Source organism: Nocardia sp. NPDC058518 (assembly GCF_042719655.1).
Classification (GTDB): domain Bacteria; phylum Actinomycetota; class Actinomycetes; order Mycobacteriales; family Mycobacteriaceae; genus Nocardia.
In genome coordinates this window covers 117,662-143,974 of record NZ_JBHXNJ010000016.1, presented here as the reverse complement: position 1 = coordinate 143,974, position 26,313 = coordinate 117,662, and the positions used below count along the sequence as shown (strand labels likewise).

The 26,313-nt window shown below is 66.7% G+C and carries 27 protein-coding genes and 1 riboswitch; of the genes, 10 read left to right on the top strand and 17 right to left on the bottom strand.

The genetic code is table 11. The features are described from left to right. Positions 1-199 precede the first annotated feature (199 nt). Positions 200-1,618 carry a sensor histidine kinase gene (locus tag ACFWPX_RS25355; protein ID WP_378929634.1) on the bottom strand — a complete coding sequence of 473 codons (1,419 nt, stop codon included), beginning with the start codon at positions 1,616-1,618 and terminating at the stop codon, positions 200-202. Continuing rightward, on the bottom strand, positions 1,605-2,312 hold the full coding sequence (locus ACFWPX_RS25350; protein WP_378920639.1) for a response regulator transcription factor: 708 nt from the start codon (positions 2,310-2,312) through the stop codon (positions 1,605-1,607). The genes ACFWPX_RS25355 and ACFWPX_RS25350 overlap by 14 nt, the downstream gene beginning before the upstream one ends. 449 nt (positions 2,313-2,761) lie before the next feature. Between ACFWPX_RS25350 and ACFWPX_RS25345 the strand changes: the two genes are divergently transcribed. After that, positions 2,762-3,307, top strand: a complete 546-nt coding sequence (locus ACFWPX_RS25345; RefSeq protein ID WP_378920638.1) for a hypothetical protein — start codon at positions 2,762-2,764, stop codon at positions 3,305-3,307. A 60-nt stretch (positions 3,308-3,367) separates the two neighbouring features. Here ACFWPX_RS25345 and ACFWPX_RS25340 read toward each other — a convergent pair whose 3' ends face one another. Genes ACFWPX_RS25340 through ACFWPX_RS25325 form a run of 4 tightly spaced genes read right to left on the bottom strand, consistent with a single transcriptional unit; the run spans position 3,368 to position 6,139 of the window. After that, complete coding sequence (locus ACFWPX_RS25340; protein ID WP_378929742.1) at positions 3,368-3,919, bottom strand: alpha/beta hydrolase; 552 nt, start codon at positions 3,917-3,919, stop codon at positions 3,368-3,370. Then, positions 3,886-4,137: a hypothetical protein gene (locus ACFWPX_RS25335; RefSeq protein ID WP_378929632.1), complete on the bottom strand. Its 252-nt coding sequence runs from the start codon at positions 4,135-4,137 to the stop codon at positions 3,886-3,888. The genes ACFWPX_RS25340 and ACFWPX_RS25335 overlap by 34 nt, the downstream gene beginning before the upstream one ends. Further along, positions 4,134-5,252 carry a hypothetical protein gene (locus ACFWPX_RS25330; protein ID WP_378929630.1) on the bottom strand — a complete coding sequence of 373 codons (1,119 nt, stop codon included), beginning with the start codon at positions 5,250-5,252 and terminating at the stop codon, positions 4,134-4,136. Before ACFWPX_RS25330 ends, ACFWPX_RS25335 begins: the two co-directional genes overlap by 4 nt. Further along, complete coding sequence (locus ACFWPX_RS25325; RefSeq protein WP_378929628.1) at positions 5,249-6,139, bottom strand: SDR family oxidoreductase; 891 nt, start codon at positions 6,137-6,139, stop codon at positions 5,249-5,251. The genes ACFWPX_RS25330 and ACFWPX_RS25325 overlap by 4 nt, the downstream gene beginning before the upstream one ends. An 81-nt stretch (positions 6,140-6,220) precedes the next feature. On the opposite strand from ACFWPX_RS25325, the gene ACFWPX_RS25320 reads away from it, so the two are divergent. From ACFWPX_RS25320 to ACFWPX_RS25310, 3 genes are read left to right on the top strand one after another with little or no spacing between them, the layout of a single operon-like run. Further along, on the top strand, positions 6,221-6,865 hold the full coding sequence (locus ACFWPX_RS25320) for a TetR/AcrR family transcriptional regulator (protein ID WP_378929626.1): 645 nt from the start codon (positions 6,221-6,223) through the stop codon (positions 6,863-6,865). A 32-nt stretch (positions 6,866-6,897) separates the two neighbouring features. Beyond that, positions 6,898-7,587 (top strand): response regulator transcription factor, encoded by a 690-nt coding sequence (locus ACFWPX_RS25315; protein WP_378929624.1) that lies wholly within the window; start codon positions 6,898-6,900, stop codon positions 7,585-7,587. After that, positions 7,580-8,602 (top strand): sensor histidine kinase, encoded by a 1,023-nt coding sequence (locus tag ACFWPX_RS25310; protein ID WP_378929622.1) that lies wholly within the window; start codon positions 7,580-7,582, stop codon positions 8,600-8,602. Before ACFWPX_RS25315 ends, ACFWPX_RS25310 begins: the two co-directional genes overlap by 8 nt. Here ACFWPX_RS25310 and ACFWPX_RS25305 read toward each other — a convergent pair. Both ACFWPX_RS25305 and ACFWPX_RS25300 read right to left on the bottom strand, forming a co-directional pair. Continuing rightward, positions 8,538-9,194, bottom strand: a complete 657-nt coding sequence (locus ACFWPX_RS25305) for a cytochrome b (RefSeq protein WP_378929620.1) — start codon at positions 9,192-9,194, stop codon at positions 8,538-8,540. The genes ACFWPX_RS25310 and ACFWPX_RS25305 overlap by 65 nt on opposite strands. Further along, positions 9,191-10,183, bottom strand: coding sequence for a catalase family peroxidase (locus tag ACFWPX_RS25300; protein ID WP_378929740.1), 993 nt, complete (start codon positions 10,181-10,183; stop codon positions 9,191-9,193). Before ACFWPX_RS25300 ends, ACFWPX_RS25305 begins: the two co-directional genes overlap by 4 nt. 254 nt (positions 10,184-10,437) lie before the next feature. On the opposite strand from ACFWPX_RS25300, the gene ACFWPX_RS25295 reads away from it, so the two are divergent. Then, positions 10,438-10,914 carry a nitroreductase family deazaflavin-dependent oxidoreductase gene (locus ACFWPX_RS25295; protein ID WP_378920623.1) on the top strand — a complete coding sequence of 159 codons (477 nt, stop codon included), beginning with the start codon at positions 10,438-10,440 and terminating at the stop codon, positions 10,912-10,914. Between the two features lies 1 nt (position 10,915). Here the strand turns inward: ACFWPX_RS25295 and ACFWPX_RS25290 are convergent, their stop codons facing one another. From ACFWPX_RS25290 to ACFWPX_RS25280, 3 genes are all read right to left on the bottom strand, one after another. After that, on the bottom strand, positions 10,916-12,748 hold the full coding sequence (locus ACFWPX_RS25290) for an acyl-CoA dehydrogenase (RefSeq protein WP_378929618.1): 1,833 nt from the start codon (positions 12,746-12,748) through the stop codon (positions 10,916-10,918). A 155-nt stretch (positions 12,749-12,903) separates the two neighbouring features. After that, entirely contained in the window at positions 12,904-14,778 is a 1,875-nt protein-coding gene (locus ACFWPX_RS25285; protein WP_378929616.1) for a TetR/AcrR family transcriptional regulator, read from the bottom strand. Positions 14,779-14,906: 128 nt separating this feature from the next. Beyond that, a complete protein-coding gene (locus tag ACFWPX_RS25280; protein WP_378929614.1) occupies positions 14,907-15,683 on the bottom strand; it encodes a helix-turn-helix domain-containing protein in 777 nt (258 codons plus the stop codon). A gap of 83 nt (positions 15,684-15,766) precedes the next feature. On the opposite strand from ACFWPX_RS25280, the gene ACFWPX_RS25275 reads away from it, so the two are divergent. Beyond that, positions 15,767-17,197, top strand: a complete 1,431-nt coding sequence (locus ACFWPX_RS25275) for an MFS transporter (RefSeq protein WP_378929612.1) — start codon at positions 15,767-15,769, stop codon at positions 17,195-17,197. Between the two features lie 4 nt (positions 17,198-17,201). On the opposite strand, the gene ACFWPX_RS25270 is transcribed toward ACFWPX_RS25275, so the two are convergent. From ACFWPX_RS25270 to ACFWPX_RS25260, 3 genes are read right to left on the bottom strand one after another with little or no spacing between them, the layout of a single operon-like run. Then, positions 17,202-17,612 carry a nuclear transport factor 2 family protein gene (locus ACFWPX_RS25270; protein WP_378920614.1) on the bottom strand — a complete coding sequence of 137 codons (411 nt, stop codon included), beginning with the start codon at positions 17,610-17,612 and terminating at the stop codon, positions 17,202-17,204. Positions 17,613-17,621: 9 nt separating this feature from the next. Continuing rightward, positions 17,622-18,419 carry an SGNH/GDSL hydrolase family protein gene (locus ACFWPX_RS25265; protein WP_378929610.1) on the bottom strand — a complete coding sequence of 266 codons (798 nt, stop codon included), beginning with the start codon at positions 18,417-18,419 and terminating at the stop codon, positions 17,622-17,624. Positions 18,420-18,446: 27 nt separating this feature from the next. Next, a complete protein-coding gene (locus ACFWPX_RS25260) occupies positions 18,447-19,262 on the bottom strand; it encodes an SGNH/GDSL hydrolase family protein (protein WP_378929608.1) in 816 nt (271 codons plus the stop codon). Between the two features lie 114 nt (positions 19,263-19,376). On the opposite strand from ACFWPX_RS25260, the gene ACFWPX_RS25255 reads away from it, so the two are divergent. Together ACFWPX_RS25255 and ACFWPX_RS25250 are read left to right on the top strand one after the other, a co-directional pair. After that, positions 19,377-19,961, top strand: coding sequence for a TetR/AcrR family transcriptional regulator (locus tag ACFWPX_RS25255; protein ID WP_378920608.1), 585 nt, complete (start codon positions 19,377-19,379; stop codon positions 19,959-19,961). Positions 19,962-20,090: 129 nt separating this feature from the next. Further along, a complete protein-coding gene (locus ACFWPX_RS25250; protein ID WP_378929606.1) occupies positions 20,091-20,720 on the top strand; it encodes a TetR/AcrR family transcriptional regulator in 630 nt (209 codons plus the stop codon). Positions 20,721-20,729: 9 nt separating this feature from the next. Here ACFWPX_RS25250 and ACFWPX_RS25245 read toward each other — a convergent pair whose 3' ends face one another. The 3 genes from ACFWPX_RS25245 to ACFWPX_RS25235 form a co-directional block, all read right to left on the bottom strand. Continuing rightward, a complete protein-coding gene (locus ACFWPX_RS25245) occupies positions 20,730-21,428 on the bottom strand; it encodes a lysoplasmalogenase (RefSeq protein WP_378929604.1) in 699 nt (232 codons plus the stop codon). Between the two features lie 51 nt (positions 21,429-21,479). Next, a complete protein-coding gene (locus tag ACFWPX_RS25240; RefSeq protein WP_378929602.1) occupies positions 21,480-22,700 on the bottom strand; it encodes a lipase family protein in 1,221 nt (406 codons plus the stop codon). A gap of 142 nt (positions 22,701-22,842) precedes the next feature. Next, positions 22,843-23,316 carry a hypothetical protein gene (locus ACFWPX_RS25235; RefSeq protein ID WP_378929600.1) on the bottom strand — a complete coding sequence of 158 codons (474 nt, stop codon included), beginning with the start codon at positions 23,314-23,316 and terminating at the stop codon, positions 22,843-22,845. Between the two features lie 305 nt (positions 23,317-23,621). Next, a riboswitch (cobalamin riboswitch) is annotated at positions 23,622-23,791 on the top strand. Positions 23,792-23,938: 147 nt separating this feature from the next. Between ACFWPX_RS25235 and glyA the strand changes: the two genes are divergently transcribed. Beyond that, complete coding sequence (gene glyA / locus ACFWPX_RS25230) at positions 23,939-25,240, top strand: serine hydroxymethyltransferase (RefSeq protein WP_378929598.1); 1,302 nt, start codon at positions 23,939-23,941, stop codon at positions 25,238-25,240. Between the two features lie 26 nt (positions 25,241-25,266). Beyond that, entirely contained in the window at positions 25,267-26,250 is a 984-nt protein-coding gene (locus ACFWPX_RS25225) for a methylenetetrahydrofolate reductase (protein WP_378929596.1), read from the top strand. Positions 26,251-26,313: the final 63 nt, after the last annotated feature.

The window sequence follows — 26,313 nt, the reverse complement described above, 5'->3', positions numbered from 1 at the left end:
GGGTTGTCCTCCTCCGGACCGGTGCCGTGGAATGACAGCGCCGATCCCGGTGACCGGAGTGTGCGCGACCGGGCCCCGGTGGATCGTCGTTCCTGGCACAGAACGTGACCCTCATCGTTGTCCCGCGTGGCGGCGGTCCAAAGGGGCCGAGAACACCACGCGGTGCTCGGCTGCGGCACGAACAGAGAATCGCAGGCGATCATTGCGAGGGTTCCGGTCGGTCCTTTGCGATCTCGTGAAGGCCGACGGTCAAGGCGGGAATCGTCAGTACGAATCTGGCGCCGCCGTGGGGGCTTTCCGTACAGCGCAGGGTGCCGCCGTGGCCGAGGACGGTTTCGCTGACGAGCGCGAGACCGATGCCGGTGCCCGCGGTCGCGCGCGACGCGGTGACGAAGCGTTCGAAGATCCGTTCGCGGTTCTCGGGAGCCACTCCGGGGCCCGCGTCGTCGACCGTCACCACGATGTCGGGTCCGTCGCGGCCGACGCCGACACCGGTCACCCCACCACCGTGGCGTTCGGCGTTGATGAGCAGATTGACCAGTGCGCGTTCGAGTTCCGTGCGCCGCCCGCGAATCGTCCCTGGGTCGCGGATGTCGAGCAGCTCCGGCGCCACACCACGACCGGCGAGTAGATGGGTGAGCAGCTCCGCCAGCTCGAGTGGGATCTGGTCGGAACGGTGGATCCCTGCTTCCACGCGGGCAAGGGCCAGCATGTCGTCGAGTAGTCCGCGCAGGTATGCGGTCTCCTCCACGAGCAGGCCCAGCGCGGCGCGAGGTCGTTCGGACAGCTCGTCGCGGTGCCCGGTCAGCACCGTCGCCGTGGTGGTGAGGGTGGTCAGTGGCGTGCGCAGCTCGTGGCTGAGATCGGATACAAGGCGCCGTTCGCGCTCGATGCGCAGATGCAGTGAGTCGACCATCGCGTTGAACGCGTCGACGGTGGCCGACAGTTCTTCGTCGTCGGTACGCGGCAGCCGCAGCTCGTGCTCACCGAACGCGATCCGGGAAGCGGTCGCGGCGACCTGACGCAGCGGGCTCAGTGCGCGATGAGCGGCCCAGGCGCCGATCGCGGCGGCGATCGCCACGGCGAGCACGGAGCACGCGAGCAGGATCGTGCGCAGCATCCGGAGGTTGGACTCGAGTTCGAACAGTGGTGCGAACTCGTAGAGGATGGTGCCGTTCTCGACGACCGCCCCTGCCCGGAGATAGGGCTGGCCGCCGATGCGCACCCGGGTGGCGGTGCTGTTCACCGCCTCGACCGGGCTGGGTAGCGGCAGTGCCGACGCCGACGGAAGATCGACATCGGTCCCGACCAGCGACCATCCGGTGTCCTGACGCAACATCGCGATGGTGCCGCTCGGCAGATGGAGCGCGTCCATGGCCTGATCACCGGTGACATCCGCGCCGGCCAGCCGCAGACGCAACAGTTCGGCATGCACCCCCACCGCCCGTTCGACAGTGCGAGTCCGCTGCGACTCCATGTAACCGGTGCTGATGCCGTACACCGATCCGGACAGCACAACGGCTACCAGGCTGGCACTGAGCACGAACATCGCGGTGACGCGGCCGCGCAGCCCTCGAAACCGTGACGGAAAACGTGGCCCGCGTTCAGGATTGGACATCGAGCCGGTAGCCGAGACCGCGCACGGTGACGATCAGCCGCGGGTCGGCGGGATCCCGTTCGATCTTGGTACGCAGCCTGCGCACATGAACGTCGACGATGCGCTCGTCGCCGAAGAACCCGCGATCCCAGATCTTGTCGAGCAGCACCTGCCTGCTCAGCACCAGGCTGTCGTTCTGCGCCAGCTCGCACAGCAGCCGGAACTCGGTGAGCGTGAGATGCACGTCCTCGCCTGCCAGCCGCAGCGCGCCTCGCTCCGGAGAGAGGATCAGCCTGCGGTGCGGTGCCGCGTCGAGGACGATCTCGGTGACCTCGCGGTCGGTCATGGTCCTGGTACGCCTGCGCAGCGCCCTGATGCGTGCGGAGAGTTCTTTGACCTCGAACGGCTTGGTGACGAAATCGTCGGCGCCCGCCTCGAGTGCGGCGACCACGTCATGGGTGTCGTCGCGGGCGCTGACCACGATGATCGGCACGTCATGAGCACGACGCACCTCGCGGATATAGGTGTATCCGTCCATTCCGCCGAGCATGAGGTCGACGAGCATCACGTCGGGAGCACCGAGACTGTGGACCTGATCGAGTGCGTTCTCGGCGCAGTCCGCCTCGGCGACGGTGTAGCCCTCGTCTTCCATCGCGAGCCGCAGTGACGCTCGAACCCGGGTGTCGTCCTCGACGATCATCAACTGCGCGTTCATGGTGGGGAGCCTATCGGCCCCCACACAGAACAGTCCCCGGTAGTCTCCATCGAAAACCATGAGTTCAGTCGTCGCTGACAACTCCGGTTATTCGACTGGCTTGCCGGGGGCTTAGCCAGATCCTGAAAATTACGTCACAACCGTCGGCAAACGTCTTCGTCGGCAGTGCGGCTCATTTCCGGTGTTCCGGTATCTATCCAGTCTTCTCCTGATTTGCTCGATGTCAATACCTTCGCGCCAATGAATACGGCGAAATTATCGGTGTTATGAGACCGTCCATCGCATTGTGTCGATCCCCGCATCGGAGGACAGTAGATGTGTCCGGTGGCGCCCACCGGGGCGCCGCCCTTCCTGAAGTAGGAGGTGGCCCCGTGTACGCACGTTCCAGCACATTTGCGGCTCAGCGGTCCTCGATCGACCGCGGTATCGCATACCTCCACAATGCGGTGATGCCGAATATGCCCGAGCTCGACGGGTGGGTAGGCATGTCGCTGATGGTGGACAGGGCGACAGGCCGATGCATCGCCACCACCGCGTGGGAATCCGAGGCCGCGCTGCACGACAGCAGAATGCGCGTCCGATCTCTGCGCGATGGTCTGGCCGAGGCGCTCAACGGCACGGTCGACAATATCGAGGAGTGGGAAGTCGCGGTCATGCACCGCGATCATCTGGCCGGTGCGAGTGCCTGTACCCGGTGTACCTGGGTCCAGGTCGACCCGTCCGGCGTCGACCTGGCGATCCAGACGTTCAAGAACACCCTGCTGCCGGAGCTCGAGAAGATCGAAGGATTCCGCAGCGCCAGCCTGTTCGTCGACCGGGAAACCGGGCGAGCCGTGGGATCGACCGTCTGGGCGAGCCGAGAGGAGCTCGACAACAGCCGCGAACAGGTGGATCGAATGCGGGCCGCGGCGACCCGCACCATGGAAGCTGAGGTTCTCGAGGTAGCGGAGTTCCGGCTCGGCTTCGCCCACCTGCGGGTTCCCGAACTGGTCTGACCTTCGAGACATCCGGCCGGGTGCGAGAACTCCCGGCCGGATTGTCCGCTGCCAACCAGCTCAGCCGTGCATGCTGAGCTGGTCGGTCTCGTTGTCGGCTTCGGGTGCGAGAACGCGGCGCAGGAACTCGCCGGTCAGGCGCAGTGCGTGTCGGCTTTCGGGCAGGAGTGTGTCGAGGACGGGGAAGGCGTGCACCCCTCGGCGCCAGATATGGGTTTCGACGGTCCGGTCCGCGGCCGACAGTCTGCCGGTCAGGGTTCGGATATCGGGCTCCAGCAGTTCGCGTGCCACGCCGGTGAGGAAGGTCGGCGGGAAGGCGACGGGCGCGATGCCGTCGGCGGGCGAGGCTGTCCCTTCCAGCAGGACTGGGCCGCTCGACCAGCGCTTCGCGGCGCGCCGCACCGCGCTGATCGGCTGGTAGGCGTCGCCGCGCAGCAGCGCCGGGTCGATGCGGTCGAGGTCGAGAGTCAGCTGCGGTGAGTAGCCGACGAAGGCCGCGGGCGTGGTGATTCCGTCGCGGTGCGCGAGTTCGCAGATCTTGGCTGCGAGGAATCCGCCCGCCGAGTCGCCGATCAGGATCACCTTGTCCGGGTCGGGCGCGACACCGAGCAGTGCGCGGTAGGCGTCGTAGGCATCGCGAACCGCTCGAGGCTCACCGTTTTCGCGTACGGCAGCAGGCCGAGCGTCGTATCGATGAGCCGAAGTGCCCTCAGGCCGTGATCGTTGAGCGGCCAGATTCGATAGAACGGTTTGAGGATCACCCGCGCCAGCACATAAAGCAGGGTCGCGCGTCGGCTGGCTGTGCTGTGGAAATGTAGATCGGTTGTCACAGTTCGCCCGACCGTTCGGGTACGACGATGGTGCCGTAGTCGAGGCCGCCGTGGCTGTGGGTGGGGACCACCGGCCACTGCCGCTTCCACGGCGCGCATTCCGACGACGGGATGATCTGGAGCCACTTCGGATCCTTGGGCGACGGCGAGGCCAAGGTCTTCTCCTTGACCATCGAGTCGTACTGGTCGAGGGAATCCTCGAGGGTGTTGCTGTTGAGCACCACCTCGCGGCCGTAGAAGTCGGCCTGCTGCTTGACGCCGGGGATCTTCGACAACTCGGGCTGCCAGCTGTCGGCGGCCATCCCGTTCTCCGAGGACACCCACACACCGTCGGGGGTGTTGACGACCAGCGAGTGATTGCCGTCGGTGTGCCCAGGGGTCCACAGCAGGCTCACGCCGACGCCGAGTTCGACATCGCCGTCGAAGACCTCGAGCCGGTCGGCGGGGACGCCGTCCATCCCGTGCTCGACGTACCACGCCCACTGCATCGGGTGCATGGACTCGAAGGTGCCGAGCTCCTTGCGGTGCACCAGCAGTTTGGCATTGGGGAACAACGGCTTTCGCGGTTCGGCCTCACCCTCGATCGGGGTGTCGGAACCCATGATCATGCGCACGTCCTGCACATGGAGGTGGTCGAAGCTGAGATAGTCGACGTCGGAATTGCGCAGTCCCAACCGGGGGAGCACGCTGTCGGGATCGTTGTAGTAGGTGACGAAGAGCTTCTCGGCGCGCAGCGTGCGCGAGAGCTTCTGGAGCTTGCCGTAGAAGGGCGCTTCCGCTGAGCCCGCCGCGACGGTGGGCTCCCACACCAGCGTCTTGAGCGTGCCGTCGAATCCTTCGAATTGGATCACGAACATCCGGTTGATGATCGAGATCATCGGGTTGAGGTTGACCGAGTACCCCTGGAAGGCGAATCGCGCCGGATACGGCGCTGCCGCGATGTCGAAGCTCTTGATCGCGCGGACCTGGCCCTGGGCCAGGAATCGCGCGCGGTACCGCTCGGCGGCGCTGCGCACCGCGGCCAGTCGGTCGCCCCGTGGCCAGATCTGGTGCACACCATCGAATTCCGGAATGGGACGCACGGTGTCGAGGGGCGAAGGGGCTGTGTCGGTCATGATTCTCCTCGGGTGGGGCCGTCGTCGCTGAGAAGGTGTGATTCGTAGGTCTCGCGGGTGGAGGTTCCCGCGACCGCGGCCACCTGGTCGGGCAGCATCGCGCGGTACAGGAAGTCGCGCGCACGCTGCGGCAGGACCTCGGCCCAGCGGGCGAGCGGGCCGACATAGGCGGGCAGGGTGACCTCGAAGCGAGGCCGTTCGATCACCGACACGACCGCGCCCGCGACGTCGGTGGGCCGCAGCAGTTTCGCGGCGCCGGTCGCGGTGCCCGCCGCCAGCTCGGTGTCCACCACGCCCGGCATGATGATCGACATCTGGACGCCGGAGCCCGCGAGCTCGGCGCGCACACCTTTCAGATAGCCGTACACGCCGTGTTTGGTTGCCGCATAGGTGGATTCGCCCGCGGGGGAGAGCTTCGAGGCGGCCGAGGCGATGGTGACGATGTGACCGTGTCCCCGGTTTCGCATGGCCGGGGCGGCGAGTTTGACGCCTCTGATCACACCGTGCAGGTTGACCTCGAGCTGACGCCGGGCCGCGTTCTCGGGTTCGGCGTCGAAACTGCCGACCCACATCACCCCGGCGTTGTTCACCAGTACATCGATCGGCCCCCATCGGGACTCGATGCCCGCGAGGAATGCCTCGAAGGACGCGGTGTCGGTCACGTCGAGGTCGAACGCTTCGACGGCGCCGGTCGACGATCCGGCGATCTCGCCGTCGAGCGCAGTCGCCGTCGCGCGCACCTCCTTCGCGTCGAGGTCGCCGATAGCGACGCGGGCGCCTGCCGATGCGAGTGCGCGGGCGATCTCGCGACCGATGCCCTTCGCGGCGCCGGTCACGGCCACGACCTGGCCTTTCAGTGCTACCGGCTGCCCGGATCGAGTGCGCATGGGTCTCCTGTTCGCCTGTTTTGACACGATAGCATGTCAAAATGGAGCTGGGTACCCTGATACGGGAGTAGAAGGAGTGTCATGACCGAAGTGCCAGTCAGGCGGCGATACAACGGCCTCGCGCCGGTGGAGCGCACCCGGCAGCGACGCATCGCGCTGCTCGAGGCCGCCCTGGAACTGTTCGGCGTCGACGGGTACCAGGGGACTTCCGTCAAACGGCTCTGCCAGCAGGCGGGTCTCACCGAGCGCTATTTCTACGAGTCCTTCGGTGACCGCGAGGAATGCCTGGCCGCGCTCTACGACGGCATCGTGAGCGACATGCGGGCGGCGACCCTGGCCGCGATCGCCGAGACCACCGAGGCCGGTTCGACGGATATCGCCGCGATCGCCCGCAGCGGCCTGGCCGGCTTCATCGGATACCTCACCGCCGACCCGCGACGGGCCCGCGTGGTGCTCGTCGAGGTCGTCGGCGTCTCACCGGCCATGGAGCAACGGCGCCACGGCGTTCTGCGCGACTTCGCCGACATCGTGATGAGCGTGTGGTCGGCGCTGGATACCGAGCTGGCACCGCAACGCGATCACCTCACCGCCGTCGCGCTCGTCGGCGGCGTCAACCACCTGCTCGTGTATTGGTTGATGGAGGGCGGGCACCGTGATCCCGACGAACTCACCGCGACCTGCGCGTCTCTGTTCACCGCCGCCTTCCAACGGCGTCACGAGCAGTAACGGACCCGATCGAAGACGAAGTGGTGACGCCGATGTCCGTTCTGATCGCCGACGACGACCCGATGGTCCGGGATGTGGTGCGCCGCTATCTCGAACGCGACGGCCGCACTGTCATCGAAGCCGCCGATGGTCCCGCCGCGCTGGCCGCCTTGGCGGTGCGGGGGGACGGTGGCGAGGTCCAATTGGCCGTGCTGGATGTGATGATGCCTGCACCCGACGGCATCGAGATCTGTCGTGCGGTGCGGTCCGGCCCGCGTCCGGACACCCCGATCATCCTGCTCACCGCGCTCGGTGACGAGGACGATCGGGTGCTCGGGCTGGAGGCGGGGGCCGACGACTATGTCACCAAGCCGTTCAGCCCGCGTGAACTGGCGCTGCGGGTGGCCTCGGTGCTGCGGCGGGCACATACGGCGCAGGATCCTCGACCCGAGGTCCTCGGCGACGGCGCGGTCCAGGTTCGCCTGGACTCCCGATCGGTGTCGGTGGCAGGCCACGCGGTCGAGCTGACCGCACGCGAGTTCGATCTGCTGGTGTTCCTGCTGGAGAACCCCCAGCGGGTTTTCAGCCGCACCGAGCTGCTCGCCCTGGTGTGGGGCTGGGAATTCGGCGATCTGTCCACTGTCACCGTGCACATCAAGCGGCTGCGCGCCAAACTCGGCGACCGCCACCGGATCGAAACGGTATGGGGCCGTGGGTATGTCTGGGCTCGCGACGATGCCTGAGGACGCCGGTGAGCTGATCGTCTTGACCCTGGCATGCACGGTGCCGGTGGTGGTGATCGGCGCTCTCGTTCTGCGTGCCACCAGCAATCGTTCCCTGACGACGAGTATGGCTGTGCTGGTGCTGATTCCGACGCTGTCGGCGCTGGCAGGCATCGTCGGGGTGAGTGGGCTGATGTCCAACGGGCTGCGGCGGACCGCGATCGTCCTCGCCGTCGTCGCCGCGGTCACGGTGCCCGCCGCGATCCTGCTCGGCCGCGACCAGGCACGAAAGACCGTGTGGGAAAAGCAGATCCGTGAGCAGGAGCGAAGCGCGGAGCGCTCGCGACGGGAGCTGGTGGCCTGGGTCAGCCACGATCTGCGCACGCCGCTGGCCGGTATTCGTGCGATGGCCGAGGCGCTGTCGGACGGTGTGGTCAGCAGTCGGACCGACGTCGCCCGCTACGCCGATCAGATCGGTTGCGAGACCCATCGGCTCGCGGCGATGGTGGACGATCTGTTCGAGATGTCGAAGATCAACGCGGGCGCCCTGCGGCTCGAGCTGGAGCCGGTGGACCTGCGCGAGCTGATCGACGAAGTGCTCGCCGCCAACCGGCCGAGCGCCGACCGCGCTCGCGTCGCGCTCGACGCCGAACAACCGGAGTCGCGCATCGAAGTCACGGCCAGCGACCGCGCGCTCACCCGAGTGCTGACCAACCTCGTGTCGAACGCGATCGCCCACACCCCGCCCGGCGGTCAGGTCTCGATCTCCGCCGGGTCATGTGACGGCCACGCGTGGGCCAGAGTCGACGATACGGGACCCGGAATCGCCGAAGCGGACCTCCCACGCATCTTCGAAATCGCCTACCGGGGCACCTCAGCACGCTCGCCGGTCGCCGCCGCGGGCACGCCGACCGGCAGCGGTATGGGCCTGGCGATCGCGGCGGGCCTCATGGCGGCGCATCGAGGCGAGATCACGGTGGAGAATCGGGACCTGGGGTGTCGATTCGAGGTGCGGCTACCGCTGGTGGCGAACTGACCAGCTGCGGCGGCTCGGGTTCGTCGGCAGGCGGCGCCGCTCGTCGTCGGCGCGCGCTGAACAGCATGCGGTCCAACAGCTGATCCCGCAGGATCAAGGTGTGGGCGAGGATTGCGCACATATGTGCGGTAAAGGCGACCAGTAGACCGACAGCGAGAACGGTATGCAGATTGCGCAATGCGTAATAGAGGTGCGCATCGGTCGGGGTTATGGCCGGTATTCGGATGCCGCCGATCAGGCGGATCGGTGTGCCGGACGCCGAGGCGAGCGCCCATCCGGCGACGGGCTGGGCGATGAACAAGGCGTACATCGAATATTCGGAAGCCGCCGCGATTATTCGCTCGGGCCGTGCGATCGAATCCAGTTGCCGTGGTGGCGTATCACGGAGACGATTCGCGATTCTGATCAGCGCCAGCACAAGAATCGCAACACCGACAGTCTGGTGCAGGATCAGAATACTGTGATAATGGCCGAGCGAGCCGACCAGTGCGGCACCGAGGAAAATCATCCCCACGATCAGTACGGCCATTGTCCAGTGCAGGATTCGAGCGGTGATGCCGAACCTCGCCGGTGGTGTCGCCGGTGAATTCACGCCCGGCCCTCGGTTTCCACCGAGCCGCGGTTGTCCGGCTCGCCTGCCCGCCGACGGAAGGACTCGGCGTAGACGGCCGATCGCGCCGAGAGCAACGGATCGTCGGACGGCGCGATGCCGTTGGGCAGTACCAGCGGGTCGAAATTCACCGTGCGGACGTTGTCCGATGTCTCGGTGGCGATACCGGTCAGCACCAGGGTGCCGACATTCACCGTGGGACGCGTGCTCGGCCACGGCACGGAGGCGTCGTCGGTTCGGTCCTGTCCCCGAACGCCTTTTGTGACCATCATCGTCCAGCGGCACGGACTTTGCCGGATATCGTTCGTGAGCTGGGTGAACAGACTCGCGGGGCGGGGATCGTCGCCAGGGATCGACTCGGTTTCGGGGACCAATTTCCACCTGACCGGGATGGTCGTGCCATCCGGGTCGGTGAATTCGAACGCGTTCAGGCCGTGGAACGTGGTGGTCGCGAAGGTGGGAGCGGGGGCCACGGATTTCGCGATCTTCATGGCCGCGGCGGTGCGCGGATGCGTGGCGAGGTAGTCCGATACCAGCCGCGGGTTCGGTTTGCCGGTCGCCGGGTCGCTGGCGAAGGCAAGGCCACGGTCGTGGAAGTCCTGCGGTGTCGGGTCGAGGAAGACCGGCAGATTGATCATCGCCATCCGCCACTGCTCGCCCGCTGGAAGTCCGACCTGCAGACCGAGACCGCGCACGATGCCTGGATCCTCGGCGATGTGGGGATTGCCGCCCGACAACGAGAACCGCCCCCGCACCGAGTACCTGCCCGTTCGGAAAACGGACGCGGCACACAATTGCGTGCCATTCCCATTGCTTTCGAAATAGCCCTCGACGGCAACGCCCTTGGCATGATTGCGGCGAAATCCAGAATGGGTGCCATGGATATTCTGAAGGCGATCCACGACTCGCCGCGCGGTGAGCCGTTCCGGTCCGATAAGGCTTTCGGCGAAGAGAAATCCACCGATGGTCATTGCCCCCGTGCCCGCGACTGCCATCGCACCGAGGAGTGTTCGCCTGTCCACAGTAGGGATCCGTTTCTGTGCTCGTCTTGTCATGCCTGACAACTCGCCCAGACTGTATTGGTCCAAGACCGTGGGAATCAATCGTTCCGCCGGTATCGCGGGGGTACGTCATGGATTGTTCATTATTTCCCGACCGCAGCTTCTGTGTGGAACCCTGGGAGGGTGAAATGTTCTGCGCCCGTCCACAACTGAAAGGCGACACCATGGAGATCGTCAAACGCCCCGCGCCGCCGACCGGTATCCGGCGCCTGCTGTTCCGGGCCCCGATCCGTCTGTACCGACTCCGGCTCGGCTGGGTCTTCGGGGATCGGCTGCTCCTGTTGAACCACAGGGGACGCGTCTCGGGCAAGCAGCGCCAGGTCGTGCTCGAGGTCGTCGAGCACGACCGGACCGACGGCAGCTACGTGGTGTGCTCGGGCTTCGGCCCCGAAGCCGCCTGGTACCAGAACATCCTCGCCGCGCCCGAGACCAGCATCCGAGCCGGCGTGCGCACGATCCCGGTCACCGCCCGTCCGCTCGGCACGGACGAAGGCGGCGACTTCATGGCCCGCTACGCCCCTCGTCACCCCGGTGCGGCCCGGAAACTCGTGCGCTTCATGGGCTTTGCCACCGACGGCTCCCAGGAGGACTACCGCGAGGTCGGGCGGCACCTGCCCTTCGTCCGCCTGTCGCCGCGCTGAATCAGAAACCCGCTTCGTCGAGATCCATCACGGCGAGGTCGGTGCCGGAGATGACGGCTCGCTCCGCGGTCAGGTGCGGCAGAACGGTGGTCGCGAAGAACGACGCGACGATGATCTTGCCTCGGTAGAAGGCGGCGTCGGTGGTCTCGTCGGCATCGAGTGCGGCCAAGGCGATTTCGGCGGCGACGAGCAGTCGCCATGCCACCAGCAGGTCGCCGACGACGAGCAGGAACCGGACCGCGTTGAGGCCGATCCGGTAGAGCTCGGACGGCTGTTCGGCCGCGGCGAGCAGGTGTGTGGTGAGGTCGCCCGCGATCTCCTGCACATCCTCGAGTGCGTGGGCGAGCAGGATCTTCTCGCCCTTGAGCCGTCCACCGTCGGCATGGGAGTGGACGGTGGCGCGCACCTGGTCGAGCAGGTGGGTCAGCGCCACGCCGCGGTCGCGGGCGATCTTGCGGAAGAAGAAATCCTGCGCCTGGATGGCGGTGGTGCCCTCGTAGAGGGAGTCGATCTTGGCGTCGCGGATGTACTGCTCGATCGGGTAGTCCTGCAGGAACCCGGATCCGCCGAAGGTTTGCAGTGATTCGGTGAGGTACTGGTAGGCGCGTTCGGAGCCGACGCCCTTGACGATCGGCAGCAGCAGATCGTTGACGCGGGCCGCGATGTTCTCGTCGGCGCCGGAGATATGACGGGCGACGACCTGGTCCTGATGGCCCGCGGTGTAGAGGTAGATCGAGCGCAGGCCCTCGGCGTAAGCCTTCTGCATCATCAGCGACCGGCGGACATCGGCGTGGTGGATGATGCTCACCTTCGGCGCCGCCTTGTCCGCACCCTGCGCCAGGTCGGAACCCTGAATCCGGGATTTCGCGTACTCGAGGGCATTGAGATAGCCGGTGGACAACGTGGCGATGGCCTTGGTACCCACCATCATTCGCGCTTCCTCGATCACCTCGAACATCTGCGCGATGCCGTTGTGGATCTCGCCGACGAGGTATCCGACGGCGGGCCCACCGTCGCCGCCGAAGGTCAGTTCGCAGGTCGCCGAGGCCTTCAAGCCCATCTTGTGCTCGACATTGGTGACCAGGACACCGTTGCGCTCGCCGAGTTCGCCGGTGTGATCATCGAAGTGGTACTTGGGGACGATGAACAGACTCAGGCCCTTGGTGCCGGGTCGAGCACCCTCGGGGCGGGCCAGCACGACGTGGACGATGTTCTCGAACAGGTCGTCGGAGTCGGCGGAGGTGATGAACCGCTTGACCCCCTCGATGTGCCAGGAACCGTCTTCCTGTTCGACGGCCTTGGTGCGGCCGGCGCCGACATCGGATCCGGCGTCGGGTTCGGTCAGCACCATCGTCGCGCCCCAGTTGCGCTCGACGATGTGGGTGGCCCAGCGCTGCTGCTGCTCGGTGCCGATGCGGGTGAGGATATCGGCCATCCCCGGGCCGGTCAGGTACATGTAGGCCGCGGGCTGGGCGCCGAGTAGCAGCTCACTGATCGCCCAGCCGAGCATCGACGGCGCGGGCACGCCACCGATCTGCTCACTCTTGGCGACGCGCCACCAGCCCGCGTCCTGCCAGGCCCGCACCGACTTCTTGAACGGTTCGGGCAGCTGGACGGAGTGGGTCTGCGGGGTGAACACCGGTGGGGTGCGGTCGGTTTCGGCGAAGGAATCGGCGACCGGGCCTTCGGCCAGCCGCGCCGCCTCGGTCAGCATCGTCCGCACCGTATCGCCGTCGAGGTCACCGAAGGCGCCCGCATCGAGAACGGCGTCGAGGCCGAACACCTCGAACAGGTTGAACTGCAGATCGCGAACGTTGCTCTTGTAGTGGCCCACGGCCCTCACCTCTCGACGGGAAGCACGGCACATGCCGCGGAGCCATGATGTCGCAGCAGATCCGCTCGTGCAAACTAAGTAACGCGCCGATAAGGGGATTTGAAGGGCATTTATAGTGCTTGAACTGGCTCGATTGCTTCTGTCAATGCAGCAAGTCACTCATCACAAAGTTCTGGTGGTATTTCGGCAAGGGCGATCCGCTCGCCGAGGACGAACAGCAGGTCGGGCAGGTCGGCGCGGCGGGCGAGTCGCGGGTTGAGAACCGTATCGGTGAGCACGGTGGTGATGGTGTGGATCAGCACCCGCGCGGTGGCCATCGACAGCTCGGGACGGATGGTCTGCAACAGACGGGCCCAGCCGATATTGCCCTCGCGGTGGATCTGGCGATACCGGGCCGCCGCGTCGTCGGGCAGGTGCCCGATCTCGCTGAAAGCCGTGCTCACCAGGTCGGTCTGGTCGATGGCGAATCGAATGTAGTACCGCAACGCCAGGCGTAGCGAGGCCTGCGGGTCCCTGGCTTCGGTGCGAGCGCGCTGGGTGAAGATCTCGATCCACTGGCTGTTGCGGTCCATGATCTCGGTGAGCAGGTGGGTCTTGCCTGCGAAATGGTGATACAGCGCGGGACCGCTGACGCCGACCGCGGCGCCGATGTCCTCGATACTCACCGCGCCGAAACCACGCTCGCTGAACAACCGGGCGGCGGCGATGATCATCTGTTCCCCGCGCGGGTCGTGCGCGGACTGGATTCTCGCTTCGTCGGCACCGGCGCGGTCGAGCAGGGGGAGCGCTTCGCCGCCGCCGAAGGGGATATCGATGACGGCATCCACCACACCGCCGAGTACCTGGACGAACCGGTCCGCGGGCAGCTGGGTGCGGTGGTTGGACGTGCTCGTCACCGCCGACAGCACGATCCAGCTGAGCGCTTCGTGATCCGCGGTGCTCAGGTCGGGTCGGCGGGCCCGGATGCCCTGCCGGATGAGCATGGTCAGGCGAACCGCGCGGCTCAGGACGCCGACCCGGTCGGCCTCGGTCAGGCTGCGGAATTCGAGCTGCCACAGCCGGGTCAGCCCCCGGATCTCCAAGGCGACCCGGACCAGTTCGGCCAGCGCCGCATCGCTTTCTCGCGTGCCGCCGACCCGGTCGATGATCAAGTCGAGGCTCTCGCGCAGACAGGATCCGAGCAGGTCCTGCTTGGTGCGGAAATGCCGGTACAGCGCGGCGTGGGTGATCCCGACCGCCGAGGCGATATCGGCCATGGACGTGCGGTGATAGCCGTTCTCGGCGAAGGCGCTGGTGGCCGCCTGCAGAATGGTCGCGCGGCGATTGCGTGGCCTGCGGCGCACCGGTGGCCGCGTGACCTCGGTACCGGGACGCGACGGTGCGGCCGTCCGGTCGGCCGCGCCGAGAATTCCCAGCAGCATGCGCAGCATGGACTCGGCGAACTCGTCGGTGGTGGCGTCGACCCACCCCATCGACCAGTCGTGCATCTGGCCGCTGAGCGCGCCCGCGAAGGCGGCGGCGGTGGGCCGGAAGTCGCGCGGCGCGATCTCCCCGCGGGCGGCGAAGTCGTCGAACAGGTCGCACAGCAGGTCGAGCCGACGTGAGCGGCACCGCGCCCGCTGGGTATCGAGGCGATCGCTGACGCCGATCACCTCGACGAAGGCGATCCTGGCGCGGCGCCGATCATCGACGAAAGTGGCCAGATAGGCGTGGATCATCGCCGCCGATCGGTCGGCCAGCGGTTGGCCCTTGGTGCGGCCTGCCTCGCCGAGTACCTGCTGTTCGACCATGTCGTCGATGTGCAGGTACAGCTCGATCAGGAGGTCTTCGAGCGTGTCGTACTCCTGGTAGAACTGCCTGGTGGACAGGCCGGTGGCGCGGCACAGATCCACCAGGCGGGTGTGCCGGTATCCGGCGCCCGCGCCGAAGGTCTCCAGCGCGGTCTCGCACAGCCGATCCCTGCGCTCGGTGCGCCGTTCGTCGGCTGTCAGGCCCCCGTAGCGACCTGCTGACGGCGTGATTCTCGCCACCGATTCCCCGATCTCTGCCTCTGTCGTTCTGGTTCGCGCCGTGGACGCGCTCACTCGAATGTAGTCGCGATTCGGAAGTTTGGATACAGCAATATTCAGACTTCGCTAGTGTTCTGGAGGCGGAAGGATCAAAGTCCGGTGAAGGAATCGCCGCCGAGATAATGCCTCGGCGAGGTGCCGACCGTTCGCCGGAAGGCAGCGAGAAATGCGCTGGCCGTGGCGTATCCGACGGTGTGCGCGACGCGGGAGACGGGCTGGCCGTCGGCGAGGAGTGGCAGTGCGGCCTGGAGTCGTGCGTGGGTGCGCCAGCGGTCGAAGCTCATCCCGGTGTCCTGCACGAACAAGCGCGTCATGGTGCGACGGCTGACACCGACGGACCGGGCGTGCGCCTCGAGGCTTCGTGGATCGGCCGGGTTTTCCAGCAGGGCGTCCGCGACCGCGAGCACTCGCTCGTCGACGGGGCGAGGCACATCGATCGGGGTGGCAGGCAGCGGTTGCAGCAGGTCGAGAACGACCGCCTCGGCGCGTATCCGGTGCTCATCGGCCAATTGCTGCTGGGCGAGGTGGGCGATCAAGTGCGCCAGCAGGCCGTCGACCCGGACCGCGGTGGGTTCGGTCCATGGCACGTCGCAACGGTCCGGTTCGAAATAGAGGCTGCACAGCACGGCATCGCGGCTGGCGCCGGTCTTGTGCACGACTCCCGCGGGCAGCCACAACGCGCGAGTCGGCGGCACGACCCAATTCGCCTCTCCCACAGAGACTCCCAGTACGCCGGTGCGGGTCCAGGCCAGCTGGTGCTGCGGGTGATAGTGCTCGTGGGTCCACTGTCCGGCCGCGAGCGGGAAGCTGCCGACCACGATCGCGCCGACGCCGAGCGGGGCGGGTTCGAAAGCAGGTGCGGACATGCCACCAGGCTATGTCCTCAACACGCTATTACCTGGCCCGGTGACGTATAGCGGCCATCGATATCGCTACCTACCGTCGATGGATGACTTCGATTTCCACGATGAGATCAGCCTCACCAGGAGGCGTTGCCCGCCGCCGGGCGGTGCTGATCATGCTCTGCCTGGTCCAGTTCATGCTGAATCTCGACGACAACGTGGTGAGTGTCGCGCTACCCACCCTGCGCGATGACCTCGGATTCGGCACCGCCGGTTTGGCGTGGGTCGTGAACGGCTACATCCTCGCCTTCGGCGGATTTCTGTTGTTGTTCGGACGGGTGGCCGATCTGCTCGGCCGGCGTCGGATATTCCTCAGTGGCGTAGCGCTTTTCGGGGTGGCGAGCGTGTTGTGTGGGCTCGCGCGGGAACCGTGGCAGTTGGTGGCGGGCCGATTCATCCAAGGAACCGGGGCCGCGATGGCGAGTCCGGCCGCACTCGCGTTGCTCACCCTGCTCTATCCGGGTGCGCGGGAACGCGCCAAGGCGATCGGCGTCTGGGGTGCGACGGCTGCGGTGGGTGCCACCTCGGGATTGGTGATCTCCGGTGCGCTCACCGAGTTCGCCTCGTGGCGATGGATCTTCCTGATCAATGTGCCGGTCGTCGTCGTGGTCTCGGTACTACTGCCACACGTGGTCGCGGAGAGCAGCAGCGATCGTCGTACGCGCATCGACCTGCCCGGCGCCGTGCTCATCACCGGCGCTCCGGTACTGCTGGTCTACGGACTGTTGCGCGCAGCCGAAACCGGTTGGGGTGAAATCGGTTCCACGGTGGCGATGCTCGCCGCCGCGCTACTGGCCGCGGCGTTCGTCGCGGTGCAGAAGCGCACCGATGAACCGCTGGTTCCGTTGTCCTTTCTGGCTTTTCGGCCACGTGCGGTGGCCAATGCCGCCATGCTGCTGTTCTCCGCGGCGTTCTACGCCATGGCCTTCCTGCTGATGCTGCACATCCAGACCGTCCTCGGCTACGAGCCGTTCACCGCCGGTCTGGCGTATCTCCCGTTCGGGGCGGGCATCCTCGCCGGGATGTGGCTGTCGTCGCGGGCGGTGAACCTGCTCGGTGCGCGTGCTGCGCTGGTGACCGGATTGCTGATCAGCGCGGCGGGTCTGCTGCTGATGACGGGCATCGACGGCCACGACGCCTACGCCCCGGGCGTGCTGCCCGCTTTGCTCGTCACCAGCCTCGGCTGCGGGATGGTGATGCCCGCCCTGACCGTCGCCGCGCTCACCGGCACCACCGGGGACAACGCTGGGATCGGCTCCGCTGTCCTCACCTCCGTCCAACAACTAGGCGGCGCAGTGGGTTTGGCCGTTCTGGTCACTCTTGCGACGCGACGCGACGACGAGCTGGGCGACTCGATCCATCATCAACAGGCCGCCTCGCAAGCGTTCTCCTACGCGCTCACCATCGCGGCGGCCCTCGTCATCCTGGCAGCGATCCTGATCGCCACGATGCTGCGCGATCGCCGGTCGGCACCGTAGTCGGTTACCCGCCTGCCGCCTCGCGCTCGACCTGGGCAAGCGCTTCGGCTTTGATCTGCTCGAACTGCTCGCCCATCCGGGCCGCGAGCGCGGTGGCGGCCGAGAGCGGACGGACCATCACCATGAAGTCGTCGATGAGGCCGTCGTCGTCGAAGTGCAGGAAGTCGCAGCCGGTGATCTTCTTGCCGTCCACGGTCGCCTCGAAGACGAACGCGTGGTCGGGCCCGTCGGCGATTTCACGGACGTAGCGGAAGTCCTCGAAAACGCGGATGACGGCGCGCAGGATCGCGGCGGTGATGGCCTTGCCCGGATACGGCTGGAATGCCACCGGGCTGGTGAACACCACATTGTCGGCCAGCAGGGCCTCCACCGCGTCGGTGTCGCGGGTCTCGACGGCAGTTCGGAAGGGATGCATATCAGTACGTTAGTGCGGGGCGGGGATGCGGGACAGCCAGTTCGCGACGAGGTCGGCCACGATCGCGCCTGCCCGGTCGTTGAGGTGGATGTGGTCGGTGAGCATCGTGAGGCCGTTGCCGCCGGAGATGTCGTCCAAGGAGCGGCGGAACACGTAGTGCTGGACCGCGACTTTCATTGCCAGGCCGAAGCTGAAGGCGAACTTCGGCGTGGCGGTGCCGCAGCCGAGGTGCTCGGCGATCCGCTCGTGTACCGGCAGATAACCGACGCCCATGCGGTCGGCGATGCGCGCCGCGGCGGTGTTGTAGTCGGTGAGGGTCTGGTTGGCCGGGTCGGCCGGGTTCTCGCCCAGGGGCGTGGCTGACAGCAGCGCGATCTGGGCGGTGCTGTGGGTCTGGAGCCTGCCGATGATCGTTTCCAGGTTGGCGCGGAACCGCGCCAGTGGGATCCCGTTGCGGACGTCGTTGGTGCCGACCATGATCGCCACGGCGTCCGGGCGACAGGCCACCACCTCATCGAGCCTGCGGAGAAGATCGGTGCTGGTGTGGCCGTTGACGCCGGCGTTGACGAACTCGTACCCGCCGGGGCCGAATCGGTCGCGCAGGGCGCCGACCCAGTCGGCGCTGAGGGTGGCATGCGTGATGCTGTCGCCGAAGGCGACCATGACGGTGTGGGAGCCGGGACGGCGACCCTTGGCGAGGAACTTCTTCGGCGCGTTGGTGGCCGGGCGCCTGAAGGCGACGTACATAAGGGCGCACAGTCCCGCGGCGAGCAGTGCGAGCGGGACCAGCGTGATGGTGAGGGCCATGGTGTTCTCCTGGTGTGGTGAGGTGTTTCAGCGGCGAACGCGGGGGAGCGACGAGAGCCAGGTCGAGGTGAGATCGGCGACGATGGCGCCGCCTCGGTCACTCAGGTGGATGTGGTCGACGAGCAGGCGCATGCCGCCGTTGCGGGCGACCTGATCCCAGCTCTGTCCGAACAGGTAGTGCCGGGTCGCCGCGGCGAGGGCGCCGGCGAAACTGAAGGAGTACTCCGGCCCGGGGGTGTCGACCTGCCGGAGTACCTCGGTCATGTGCTCGTGCAGGGGGAGATAGTTCACGCCCGTGTCGGCCGCGATCTGCTCGATCACAGCGTTGTAGCCGCTGAGGGTGTGGTTGATCGGTGTGTCCAGGTCTTCGCCGAGTGGCGGCAGGGACATCAGCGCGATCCGGGCGGTGGTGCGCGTCTTGGCGCGCTCGACGATCGCTCGCAGGTTCTCCCTGTACTGCTCCAGCGGGAGGCCGTCGCGGACGTCGTTGGTACCGATCAGGAGCGTGACCGCGGCGGGGCGGCACGCCACGATGTCGGCGTCGATCCGCTCGAGCAGGTCGGCGGTGGTGTTGCCGTTGATGCCCGCGTTGACGAACTGATGACCCCGGTGCCGGGGATCGGTACGGAGTGCGCCCACCCAGTCCGCGCCGAGCGTGCCCCTGGTCATGCTGGCTCCGGCCGCGACCACGATGGGGCGGGTGTCGGATGTGCTCGCCGGCGCACAGGCGGCGGCGGGTGGGTTGTCTGCCGGACGCAGGAAGGCGAGGTAGCCGGCGGTGCCGGTGCCCGTGAGCGCGGCAGCCAGCAGCAGGCACACGAAGACGATGATCTTTCGCTTCATGGTGAGTACCCCAGCGGTTTCATCGGAACTCCTTGGTTAGTAAACACTCGCTAACTTGCTTGAATGACGTTAGTGAGCGTTTACTGACTATGTCAAGTGCTGAAGGAGGAGTGGATGGGTACCAGGGACGTGATCCTCGACGCGGCAGCCGAGGTAATGGCCGAGCAGGGTCTGGCCAACGTGACCACACGCCAGATGGCGCGGGCCGCCGGGTTCACCGAGGCGACCCTGTACAAACACTTCGCCAACAAGGCCGACCTGCTCGTCGCGGTGATGCGCGAACGGTCACCCGGCTTCGGCTGGCTCGATGAGGTGCTCCGCGACAAAGTCGGCACCGGAGACGTGGTGGGCAACCTCGCCGCTGTCGCCGAAGGGGCAATCGCCTTCTACGGCAACGGTTTCCCGCTGTTCGCCTCGATGTTCGCCGATCCGGAGACGCTGGCGACCCACAAGGCGGAGTTGGTGCGCCTCGGCGCCGGACCCCACAAGGTCAACGAGGCAGTCGCCGCATACCTGCGAGCCGAACAGCAACAGGGCCGCTTGCGACCGGACGCCGACGTTCATGCCGCGGCGGGACTCCTGCTCGGCGCATGCTTCCAGCACGCCTTCCTCGGCCACATGTCCACACCCGGTCACCGCGACGACCGCGAAGCGGCAGCGAACTTCGCCCGCACCCTCATCGAACCGCTCGCCTCTTAGGGGCGCGCCGCCGACGTCGACACCGCAAGTTCGCCTCCGCCCGAACTCGTGTCGTTCGTTGTGCAGGCCGTAGCGGACCCGCCGGTCGGGCATTCGGTGTACGGCACGGCCGTCGAGTAGAACTGGACCATGGATCAGAGCGGACGCGATGCCGGCGACGAGCAGTCGGTGACACCAACGGCTCCGCGCAAGCGGACCGGGGGACGCTCGGCGCGTGTGCGCGAAGCGGTGCTGGCCGCGACCCTCGACCAGGTCATCGAGCACGGCATCGAGGGCTTGACCATCGGTGATGTGGCGGCGCGGGCCGGTGTCGCCGAAACGACGGTCTACCGCCGTTGGGGTACGCGCACCGCGTTGATCGCCGAGGCTGTCACCGAGCTCGCCGCTGTCGGTAACCCCACGCCGGACACCGGCACGCTCCGGGCGGATCTGCTGGTGCTCGCGGAGCAGATATCAGAGCTGATCACGCGTCCGGGAATGGCGCGTCTGGTGGGGACCACCGTGGCTCTGTCGTCGGATCCGGAGGTCGACGTCGCGCGCCGCCGGTTCTGGAACGATCGCTTCGAGCGCAGCTCCCAGGTGGTGACGAGGGCTGTCGAGCGCGGTGAACTACCTGCGACGGTGAATCCTCGCGGAGTTCTCGAAACACTTTCCGCGCCGATATATTTCAGGTTGCTGGTCGGCGACGAGGCGATCGACGACGAGTTCATCGCTCGCTGCATCGATGACACCCTGACCCTCCACGGTCATCGGCCCTGATGCGAGCCGCTAGGTCTTGGTGGCGGGGAAGACCGGCCAGCAGTCCGTACGGACCGTCGGGTCGAAACCGGGTCCGGCGGCGATGGTGACCTTCTCGCGGTCGAGGATGCCGGAGGTCAGCAAGAAGATCGCCGCGATGTAGGTGGCCATGATCGCCAGGCCGGTGCCGGTGGCGTCCTTGTCGATCCGGCCGGCTTCACCGAGCAGGATGATGCCGTCGGAGACCAGGAACAGCAGTCCGCCGATCCCCGCACGGATGTCGGTGGCGAGTGCGGTCACCGCTGTGCCGACGAGCAGCGCCGCATAGATCGGGACAACCGGCTCGAGCGCATCGTCGAGGCCGGACCATCCGTACGCGATCATCGCGATGCCTGCCACGACGAAAGGAGCGACCAGCCAGGGTTTGCGCGCGAGCCGGCCGATGGCGCCGCGGGAGACGAAGAACCGGATGAAGCACAGGTGAGCGACCGCGAACGCTGCCATCCCCACGATGAACAGGCCCTCGAACTCGAGAAGCAGATCACCGAGGAAGCAGAACACCAGCGCTGCCGCCAGTAGGCGTGGCCCCTTCTGCTCGATGACCCAGGCGAGGAGCAGGGGAGCGAGCAGGCACTTGGAGATGCTTTCCCACGGCTGCGCCCCGGCGCCGTTGAGCACGAGGTGGACCACCGCCACCACGGCGAAAGCGATGATCCAGGGACTCTTCATGTCGATCACGCTACCGCCGAGCGCCCAGAGCGAACCGTCGTTCGGTCCCGCTCAGCAGGTGCTCGCCGCCGGCTTCGCGGCGAATCGGTCGGCGAGATAGGTCAGGGCCGTCGGCAATCCCACCACGGCTTCGGTCCCGTGCTCGCCGACCGGATTCTCCACCAGCTGCACCGGAATCCCAGCGGCGCAGTATTTCCCGGCCAGCGCCCGCGCCGCGCCGATCGGCGCGAACTCGTCGGCGACAGCGTGATGGAGCAGTACCGGCACGGCGGGTGTGCCCGGGCGGAACAGGGGACTGGCCATCCGCACCACCTTGCTCAGTTCTGTGTTGTTCGTGATCGATCCGGGCCAAGCCTCCAGCGCCGCCACATCGAGAAAGGGATACGCGAGAGCGGCGTTGAGCAGGCAATCGCCTTGGCTCGCGGCCAACATCGCGCGGCCGGATTCGTTGAGGTACTGGGCAACATCGGCCTCCGGATAGGACCGGTTCAACCCCACCAGTCCCACCACAGCCGCGCCGCCGGCGATTCCGCCGTTGAAGCCGGTCATGGTGGCCTCCAGGTCCGCGACGATCCCGCCCAGCGCCACGCCGGTCAATCGTAGATCAGGGGCGTAGGCGCGGTGCGCTTGCGCTGCGATAGCGGTGGCCTGCGCCCCGCCGGAGTATCCCCACATGCCGATCGGCGCCGCCGGGTCGACAGCCGCGGGCGCGAACGCCCTGGCGGCGCGAATACCGTCCAGCACGCCGTGGACATAACCCTCGGCACCGAACAAATCGGAGTCAGGCCCCTGATAGTCCGGCACGACCAGAGCCCAACCTTGTTGCAGTGCAAGCCGAATCACGCCGGTCTCGGAATACGCGTTGCTCGGGCCGCCGTCGATCCCACCACCCCGCAGCGCGTACGAGGGCGCGCATTTCGACCCGACACCGTCTTCGGCGACCTGGTACGACAGCAGCGGACGCGGACCGTCTCCAGTCCATTCTCCGTGCGGTACGAGAACTGTCGCGACGTAGGCACGAGGCGCCCCATGATTGTCGATCGTCTTGTACTGCACCTGCCACGCCTCCGCCGGCAGCGGCTGCATGAACGACTCCGGTGCGATCGCCCGGGACGCGAGCACTGTCCCGTTGGCCAGGTCCGCGAGACCGGCAGGCTCAGCGTAGAACGAATCCTGTTCCGGCAGCGGCACCGCCATAGCCCAACCCGCGCACGCCGTGACCAGCGCGAAAACCGCACCGACCACCGTCGCCCGCAATGTAGCGATCTCCATGGCACACTCCCACCCCGAGAACCTGTTCTAGTTCGCGTCCGTGAGCGTAGTGCATTCTGCACCCCAGCGGCAGGAAGTCCTGATCTAGGGGCCGGGCCACACGGCTGGCTCGCTGACCGCCATCCCCGTGTTTCAACACGTATCAGCAGTCCGTATGAACGAAGATCCGTAGTTTCTCGTTGCCGCCGTCGTGGATGACGACGTATCGTCTCGGATCCCGGTAACCCTCGACCGAGTGCTCGTTTCCGGCGTCAGTCGTCAGCGGATCGTTCATTCCCGTTGCGGCCCAGTAGGACTTCCACGACGAGGGTGCCCCGGGAGCGAACTCCGCGAATCCGGATAGGCGCTTGAACTCGCCGACTGACCCGATCGGAATGTCGACCACGGCTGCTGAGGTCGACTCTCTGAAACGGGTGTCGTGCTGATACCACACAACATCCGCATCCTCGGGGAAGGATATTTCTGCACACGTCGACAGGTGGCTTATCTCGTCGCCCGGATCGGCGGAACATCCCCCGATCCCGACAGCAATCATGCACGCGGCGGTGTACAGGGCGACAGACTTCCCGCTGAAGTGCCTCACAGTTTCTCGACTCTTTGAACTGCAGTCGTTCATAGCATTTCCCCTCGGCCCAACGGTAGCAGTGTAGTGAGGTGAATCGCCGAATGATCAAGTCCCACTCGGGACCCCGCGTACGCACGCGGTCCCCGGTGGGTCAAGCGTGTTTCGGTGGGTGCGAGGCGGTGGGGCCGAGGTCGGCGGTTCGGTGCTCGCACCCTCGGTTCGCGTGATGCCTCTCGGGAGGGAGCCGTCGTGTGACTTTTGGGGGTGCCGTATTCTGTCGGGGCAGCTGGTTCGCCGGTGGCCTGGATGTCGGGAGTCCCCGCTCGGTCGTCGGTGTCGACATCTCGCGCCGCACGGCGGCGTTTCGGGGTGGAGAGGGAACCCGGTGGGAATCCGGGGCTGTCCCGCAGCGGTGAGCAGGAACGAACACCATCAACAGCACTGGGCCTCGCATGTCCGGGAAGCGATGGTCAGTAGGTCGTCCGGGTGTTCCCGGTCGGCGCCCGCGAGTCCGAAGACCTGCCGCTGTGCCGGGCGCGCCGCGTCCGGCGGTCGTCGCCTCGTGGATCGGGTGCACACCGGTATGCTCCCGAATCGTGTTGTGCGAGTACGGGTTCGCCGTTGTGCGCCACAAGGGTGGCGTCCGTTTCTGCCATCCGACGGAGAACACATCGTGGCCAAGTCCGCTACCACCGCCAGTTCGGTGAATACCCAGTCTCTCGGTGAGCTCGATCCCGAGTTGGCCGCCGCGATGGCGGGCGAGCTCGCCCGCGAACGCGACACCCTCGAGATGATCGCTTCGGAGAACTTCGTGCCGCGCGCGGTCCTGCAGGCGCAGGGCTCGGTCCTCACGAACAAGTACGCCGAGGGCTACCCGGGCCGCCGCTACTACGGTGGTTGCGAGGCCGTCGACGTGGTCGAGACCCTGGCTCGTGATCGGGCCAAGGAATTGTTCGGTGCCGAGTTCGCCAACGTGCAACCCCACTCGGGTGCCCAGGCCAATGCCGCGGTGTTGATGGCGTTGATGAACCCGGGCGAGACCCTGCTGGGTCTGGATCTCGCGCACGGTGGTCACCTGACCCATGGCATGCGGTTGAACTTCTCGGGCAAGCTTTATGACGTTCATTCCTACGGGGTGTCCAAGGAAGACCACCGTATCGATATGGACGAGGTGCGTGATATCGCGCTCAAGGCCAAGCCGAAGGTGATCGTGGCCGGGTGGTCGGCGTATCCGCGTCATCAGGACTTCGCTCGGTTCCGTGAGATCGCCGACGAGGTCGGTGCTTACCTGTGGGTCGATATGGCCCACTTCGCCGGTCTGGTCGCTGCGGGTCTGCACCCCTCGCCGGTGCCTTACGCCGACGTCGTGTCGTCCACCGTGCACAAGACCCTCGGCGGTCCCCGCTCCGGCCTGATCCTGGCCAAGCAGGAATTCGCGAAGAAGCTCAACTCGGCGGTCTTCCCCGGCCAGCAGGGTGGCCCGCTCATGCACGTGATCGCGGCGAAGGCTGCCGCGTTCAAGATCGCTGCTACCGAGGAGTTCGCCGACCGTCAGGTCCGTACTCTGTCGGGTGCCCGGATCCTCGCCGAGCGTCTGACCGGTGCTGACGTCAAAGACAAGGGCGTTTCCGTCCTCACCGGCGGCACCGATGTGCACCTGGTCCTGGTCGACCTGCGTAATTCCGAGCTCGACGGTCAGCAGGCCGAGGACGTGCTCCACGAGGTCGGTATCACCGTCAACCGCAACGCGGTCCCGTTCGACCCGCGTCCTCCGATGGTGACCTCGGGTCTGCGTATCGGCACGGCGGCGTTGGCGACTCGTGGTTTCGGTGATACCGAGTTCACCGAGGTCGCTGACATCATCGCTGCCGCGTTGGCGGGGACCTCCGACACAGAGACCCTGCGTGGTCGTGTCTCCAAGCTGGCTCAGAGTGTGCCGCTCTACCAGGGCCTCGAGAACTGGACGTTGAGCTGACCCGGCTCGGGCCCAGGAGATCAAAGATGAGCGAAACCGGTTCAGCAAGAACGAAATGCGACGGGACTACCGATGCCACCCGGCACTCGGTGGCGCAGATCCTGCGCACCCATGCGGGCAGCGGCGTGCCGTTCTCCGTGGAATTCAACCCGCCGCGTGACGCGGTCGGCGAGGCTCGGCTCTGGCGGGCGGTTCGTGAATTCGAGCGTATGCATCCGGCATTCGTGTCGATGACCTACGGCGCGGGCGGCTCCACCAAGGAGCGGACCGTGCGCATCACCGGCGAGCTGGCGAAGGAGACCACCCTGCTGCCGGTAGCCCACCTGACCGCGGTCGGCCACAGCGTCGCCGAACTGCGCTCGCTGGTCGGCTCCTACGCCGACTCCGGGATCCGCAACCTGCTGGTCCTGCGCGGCGACCCGCCGGGCGATCCGCTGGGGGAGTGGACCAGACACCCCGAGGGGGTCGGGTACGCCGACGAATTGGTTCGCATAGTGCGCGACCTGGGCGATTTCCATGTCGGTGTGGCGTCGTTCCCGCAGGGCCATCACCGCTCGCCGGATCTCGATCACGACACCCGTCACCTCGCCGCGAAACTGCGTGCGGGCGCGGAGTATTCGATCACCCAGATGTTCTTCGACGTCGAGCACTACCTGCGGCTGCGCGACCGCGTGATCGCGCTGGACCCGATCGAGGGCGGCAAGCCGATCATCCCCGAGCTGATGCCGATCACCTCACTGCGCACGGTGAACCGGGCCGTGGAACTGTGTGGTCGACCCCTGCCGGAGCGGGTCATGGCGCGGCTGCGCAAGGCAGCGGGCGACGGCCAGGAAGAGAACCGCGCGGCCGTGCGCGCCGAGGGAATCGAGATCGCCACCGAGATGGCCCAACGCCTGATCGATGAGGGCGCACCCTGCCTGCACTTCATCACGCTGAACTTCGCCAAGGCGACCAGTGAAGTGCTGACCAACCTCGGGTACGGCGTCACGGCGGCACCGAAGCCGCGCTGACACACCACCGGACCGCCCACTCGGTGCCCTTCGGGAGCGTGCGGGCGGCTCCGGAGCTCCTGG

What these genes read in the sequence shown, in the direction of transcription:
- ACFWPX_RS25270 (WP_378920614.1), bottom strand. Translation starts at nt 17,612, where the DNA reads ATGCATCCCTTCCGAACTGCCGTCGAGACCCGCGACACCGACGCGGTG.
- ACFWPX_RS25300 (WP_378929740.1), bottom strand. Translation starts at nt 10,183, where the DNA reads ATGACCATCGGTGGATTTCTCTTCGCCGAAAGCCTTATCGGACCGGAA.
- ACFWPX_RS25345 (WP_378920638.1), top strand. Translation starts at nt 2,762, where the DNA reads ATGCCGAATATGCCCGAGCTCGACGGGTGGGTAGGCATGTCGCTGATG.
- ACFWPX_RS25320 (WP_378929626.1), top strand. Translation starts at nt 6,221, where the DNA reads ATGACCGAAGTGCCAGTCAGGCGGCGATACAACGGCCTCGCGCCGGTG.
- ACFWPX_RS25275 (WP_378929612.1), top strand. Translation starts at nt 15,767, where the DNA reads ATGACTTCGATTTCCACGATGAGATCAGCCTCACCAGGAGGCGTTGCC.
- ACFWPX_RS25315 (WP_378929624.1), top strand. Translation starts at nt 6,898, where the DNA reads ATGTCCGTTCTGATCGCCGACGACGACCCGATGGTCCGGGATGTGGTG.
- ACFWPX_RS25265 (WP_378929610.1), bottom strand. Translation starts at nt 18,419, where the DNA reads ATGGCCCTCACCATCACGCTGGTCCCGCTCGCACTGCTCGCCGCGGGA.
- ACFWPX_RS25280 (WP_378929614.1), bottom strand. Translation starts at nt 15,683, where the DNA reads ATGTCCGCACCTGCTTTCGAACCCGCCCCGCTCGGCGTCGGCGCGATC.
- ACFWPX_RS25330 (WP_378929630.1), bottom strand. Translation starts at nt 5,252, where the DNA reads ATGACCGACACAGCCCCTTCGCCCCTCGACACCGTGCGTCCCATTCCG.
- ACFWPX_RS25255 (WP_378920608.1), top strand. Translation starts at nt 19,377, where the DNA reads ATGGGTACCAGGGACGTGATCCTCGACGCGGCAGCCGAGGTAATGGCC.
- ACFWPX_RS25350 (WP_378920639.1), bottom strand. Translation starts at nt 2,312, where the DNA reads ATGAACGCGCAGTTGATGATCGTCGAGGACGACACCCGGGTTCGAGCG.
- ACFWPX_RS25240 (WP_378929602.1), bottom strand. Translation starts at nt 22,700, where the DNA reads ATGGAGATCGCTACATTGCGGGCGACGGTGGTCGGTGCGGTTTTCGCG.
- ACFWPX_RS25245 (WP_378929604.1), bottom strand. Translation starts at nt 21,428, where the DNA reads ATGAAGAGTCCCTGGATCATCGCTTTCGCCGTGGTGGCGGTGGTCCAC.
- ACFWPX_RS25355 (WP_378929634.1), bottom strand. Translation starts at nt 1,618, where the DNA reads ATGTCCAATCCTGAACGCGGGCCACGTTTTCCGTCACGGTTTCGAGGG.
- ACFWPX_RS25225 (WP_378929596.1), top strand. Translation starts at nt 25,267, where the DNA reads ATGAGCGAAACCGGTTCAGCAAGAACGAAATGCGACGGGACTACCGAT.
- ACFWPX_RS25325 (WP_378929628.1), bottom strand. Translation starts at nt 6,139, where the DNA reads ATGCGCACTCGATCCGGGCAGCCGGTAGCACTGAAAGGCCAGGTCGTG.
- ACFWPX_RS25260 (WP_378929608.1), bottom strand. Translation starts at nt 19,262, where the DNA reads ATGAAGCGAAAGATCATCGTCTTCGTGTGCCTGCTGCTGGCTGCCGCG.
- ACFWPX_RS25295 (WP_378920623.1), top strand. Translation starts at nt 10,438, where the DNA reads ATGGAGATCGTCAAACGCCCCGCGCCGCCGACCGGTATCCGGCGCCTG.
- ACFWPX_RS25235 (WP_378929600.1), bottom strand. Translation starts at nt 23,316, where the DNA reads ATGAACGACTGCAGTTCAAAGAGTCGAGAAACTGTGAGGCACTTCAGC.
- ACFWPX_RS25310 (WP_378929622.1), top strand. Translation starts at nt 7,580, where the DNA reads ATGCCTGAGGACGCCGGTGAGCTGATCGTCTTGACCCTGGCATGCACG.
- ACFWPX_RS25250 (WP_378929606.1), top strand. Translation starts at nt 20,091, where the DNA reads ATGGATCAGAGCGGACGCGATGCCGGCGACGAGCAGTCGGTGACACCA.